The following is a 3,226-nucleotide window of genomic DNA, read 5'->3' on the forward strand; positions in this document are numbered from 1 at the left end:
GTCGGAGGATCTGCGCCGAATCCTCCGACATCCGGCCGATTCTCCGACATCGGCGGGGCGGGGGCCGGGGGGCGGGGGCCGGGTGGGCCGGGGCGGGTGAGGATGCGGTCAGAGGCCGAGGGCGGCGAGGTAGGCGTTGCCGAAGCGGCGGCCGGGGTCGAGGCGGTCCCGCAGCGCGGTGAAGTCCCGCCAGCGGGGGTAGCGGGTGGCGAGGGTCGCGGCATCCATCGCGAAGACCTTGCCCCAGTGCGGGCGCGCCGAGTCCGGCAGCGCCTCCTCGATGAGCGGCAGCACCGCACCGACGGCATCCGGGTCGAGGCGCCACGTGAAGTGCAGACCGACGGTGTCGCGGGCGTACGCGGGACTCAGCCACAGGTCGTCGGCCGCCATCGTGCGCACCTCGCACACCTGCAGCGCCGGGGCGATCCGCGGCGCGAGGCGGCGAAGCGCATCGATCGCCGCAGGGGCGTCGGCGCGATCGACGAGGTACTCGCTCTGCAGCTCGTCGCCCGCCGACGGAGTGAACTCGAGGCGGAAGTGCGGCAACCGCGCGAACCACGGACCGGGTTCGCCGCCCTGCACGGTGCACGGGGCGGGGTCGATGCCCGGCAGCGGATGCCGCGGCCCGTCGGCCTCGCGCCCGCCGAGCGCGCGCAGCGCGTCGTGATCAGCGCGCCCCGGGCGGGCCTTCACCCACACCTGGTCGATCGCGTCGGCGTCCTGCCACGTCGTGAACATGCTCACACTGTCGCCGGCGCCGGTCACGGCGGAGATCTCCGGCAGCACGTCGTCCCACCGGACGCCTTCGAACACCGTCTGCGCGATCTCGTACGCCGGCTCGACCTCGAGGGTCAGGTGGGTGACCACGCCGAGTGCCCCGAGCCCCACGACGGCACCGGCGAAGTCGGCGTCGCCGCGGCGCAGCGCGAGGGTCTCCCCCTCGGCGGTCACGAGTTCCACCGCCGTCACCTGGGTGCCCAGAGTGCCGATCCGGTCGCCGGACCCGTGCGTCCCGGTCTGCACCGCACCGGCGACGGAGATGTGCGGCAGCGAGGCGAGGTTGGCGAGTGCCACACCGGCGGCGTCGAGGGCCGGCACGAGGTCGCCGTGGCGGAGACCGGCCGGCACGCGCGCGAGGCCGGCGGCCGCATCCACCTCGACCTCGCCCGGCAGGTGCGCGAGCGAGACGAGCACGCCCTCGGTGTCGGCGATGTCGGTGAAGGAGTGGCGGCTGCCGAGGGCCCGCACGCGGGGCTCCTCCACGACGATGGCAGCGAGCTCGTCGAGGCTTCGGGGTTCAGCGATGCGCCGCGCCCGGTAGGTGACGTTGCCGGCCCAGTTGCGCTCGCTCATCCCCTCATTCCAGCATGCCGCCCAGCCGCGGCGCCGCCGTTTCGAAACCGCCCCGTCGGAGATCCGCGCCGATGTCGGAGAATCTGCGCCGAATCCTCCGACATCGGGCCGATTCTCCGACATCCGGGCGGCCGGCACGGGGTCCGCGAGGCCGCCTCAGACCGAGATCCTTCACCCCGCGGGTCAGATCACCGCGTCGGACCACGGGTCGGGGTTGCCGAACCGGTGGGCGGTGATCGAGACGGCCTGCTCGTGCAGGAAGGGCAGCAGCTCGATGCGACCGGCCGTGGTGACCTCCGAGTCGTACACGGCGAGATCGGGATCGCCGCCCGTCCCCTCGGCGAGCGCGCGGTGCAGCGGCGGCAGGGAGTCGCGGGTTCCGACCAGCCGCGCCCGAGGGGGTCGGTTCGGCAGGGTCATCCGCCCGATCCACTCCGCATCGCTCTCGACGTAGACGGTCACGCCGTGGTCGTCGAGCGTGCGCCGCACTTCGGCCGGCAGCCCCACCGGCGCACTGACGGTGATCGACGAACCGGAGCGGATGCCGGCGACGATCACGCGCAGCAGCGCCTGCCAGGTCGCGTCGCCCGCCGCCCGCACCGCGACGTCGACCGGGCGGTAGCGGAACAGGTTCCGCTCGATGCCGAGCCCCGACACGTCGCGCACCTGGCCGAACTCCCGACTCCACACCACCGCATCCGACAGCGCACCCCGACGCAGCCAGTCGAAGGCGTCATACGACAGCGACGGCTGAGCGGATTCGATGACGGCGGTGATGCGGGAGTCGAGCCCCTTCAGGTGAAGCGTCTGCGAGCCGGCCCCACCGGGGGTCGGCCGCCACGAGCCGAGCCCGATGAGGTAGTTGGGTCCGCCCGCCTTCGCTCCCGGCCCGACCGACGAGCGCTTCCACCCGCCGAAGGGCTGACGCTGCACGATCGCACCCGTGATGCCGCGGTTGACGTAGAGATTGCCGGCCTGCACGCCGTCGAGCCACCGGGCGAGGTCGTCGGGGCTCTGCGTGTGCAGGCCCGCTGTCAGGCCGTACGCGACGGCGTTCTGCAGGTCGATGGCCTCCTCGAGCGACGCGGCGTGCATGATGCCGAGCACGGGCCCGAAGAACTCCTCGAGATGCATGCGCGATCCCGGCTGCACCCCGACGCGCACTCCCGGCGTCCACAGACGACCGTCGTATGCGGGCCCGGCGTCGAGCAGGGTCGGCTCCACCAGCCACTGCTCGCCGTCGTCGAGGGTCGTCAGCGCCCACTCCAGCTTGCCTTGCGGCTTCTCGATGACCGGGCCCACCTCGGCGAGCGGATCCGTCGGCGGCGCGACGCGCAGCGATCGCACCGCGTCGACGAGCTGCCGGGAGAACCGCCTCGACCGCCCGACCGGGCCGACGAGGATGGCCAGCGACGCCGCCGAGCACTTCTGACCGGCATGGCCGAAAGCGCTCTTGACGAGGTCGGATGCGGCGAGGTCGAGGTCGGCGGAGGGCGTGACGATCAGAGCGTTCTTGCCGCTCGTCTCGGCCAGCAGCGGCAGATCGGGTCGCCACGAGCGGAACAGCGCGGCGGTGTCCCACGAGCCGGTGAGGATGACGCGGTCGACGTCGGGATGGGCGATGAGCCGTCGGCCGAGGTCGGCCTCGTCGATGTCGACGAACGCGAGCACGTCACGGGGCACCCCGGCAGACCACAGCGCTTCGGCGACGACCGCCGCGCAGCGCCGCGACGGCGGCGCGGGCTTGAAGACGACGCCGGACCCGGCGGCGAGCGAGGCCAGCACGCCGCCCGCGGGGATCGCGATCGGGAAGTTCCACGGCGGAGTGACGACGGTGACGCTCGACGGTAGGAACAGCGCGCCGCCGACGCGG

2 protein-coding genes are annotated in these 3,226 nt (G+C 73.3%); both read right to left on the reverse strand.

Annotation, left to right across the window (positions count from 1 at the left end):
• Positions 1-108: 108 nt before the first annotated feature.
• Positions 109-1,353 (reverse strand): FAD-binding protein, encoded by a 1,245-nt coding sequence (locus B4E30_RS06575; protein WP_286717804.1) that lies wholly within the window; start codon positions 1,351-1,353, stop codon positions 109-111.
• A 183-nt stretch (positions 1,354-1,536) separates the two neighbouring features.
• Positions 1,537-3,226 (reverse strand): aldehyde dehydrogenase family protein (locus B4E30_RS06580; protein WP_286794131.1); only part of this gene is annotated, 1,690 nt, incomplete at its 5' end.

Source organism: Microbacterium sp. UBA3394, assembly GCF_002358725.1.
GTDB lineage: Bacteria > Actinomycetota > Actinomycetes > Actinomycetales > Microbacteriaceae > Microbacterium > Microbacterium luteum.